Origin of the sequence: Streptomyces sp. BR123, from assembly GCF_013401435.1 — a bacterium.
In the GTDB taxonomy this organism is placed as follows: domain Bacteria; phylum Actinomycetota; class Actinomycetes; order Streptomycetales; family Streptomycetaceae; genus Streptomyces.
In genome coordinates this window covers 1-801 of record NZ_JACBGN010000656.1, presented here as the reverse complement: position 1 = coordinate 801, position 801 = coordinate 1, and the positions used below count along the sequence as shown (strand labels likewise).

The following is an 801-nucleotide window of genomic DNA, read 5'->3' as shown; positions in this document are numbered from 1 at the left end:
GGGCGGGGCGGGCACGTCCGGCGGGGGCAGGGCGAAACCGGTCCGGGAGGCGGTCGCCCCCGCCGAGCCGTGCGCCCCGAGCCGCCGCCCCGCGTAGCCGGTCCCGGCTGCCGCGGCGAGCGTGGCCGCGACGAGCCGGACGAAGCCGCGCCGGTCCAGTGCCCAGGCGCCGCCCGGCGGGGCGCCGCCCGGGCGGGGTGTGCGCAGTGCGCGGACCAGCAGGTACAGCACCGCGGCGGTGGTGAGGGTGCCGACCGCCGACGGCAGGGCGTCCCGCCAGGTCGCCTGGGGGCGGCTGACCGCGGCCAGAGCCCCGAGCAGGCCGACCGCGCCGACCACGGCCATCCCGGCGGGCAGGCGCCGGCCGGCGAGGATGCCGGCCGCGGCGGCGAGGAGGACGAGTACGGCGATGATGCCGAGGGTCAGGACCAGCTTGTCGGCGGTCCCGAACCGGGCCACGGCCCACTCCCTGAGCCCGACGGGCGTCCGGTCGACCACGGCTCCGCCGACCGCGGTGACGGGCGCGGCGTCGGGTCGGACCCATGCGGCGGTCAGCTGGGCCGTGGCCAGGCCGGCGCAGGCCGCGGCCAGGCCGGCGGTGGCGCCGGCGGCGGTGTGCCGGCGGCTGCTGCGCGGGCGTGGACGGCCCTGCTCTGCGTTCTCCGAGGTCATGCGCACCACCGTTCGACGGTTCGGCCCCGCCCCGCCCATCGGGTCCAGTGTGACGTGGCGTCGCGGGGGCGTCGCCCCGCTGACCGCCGCGGGTCGTCCCCCCGTCCGCTGCGCGGAGCCGTTCCCCAC

1 pseudogene is annotated in these 801 nt (G+C 80.6%); it reads right to left on the bottom strand.

The features are described from left to right. Positions 1–672: pseudogene (locus HYE82_RS36905) on the bottom strand (molybdopterin-binding oxidoreductase); the annotation flags it as partial. Positions 673–801: the final 129 nt, after the last annotated feature.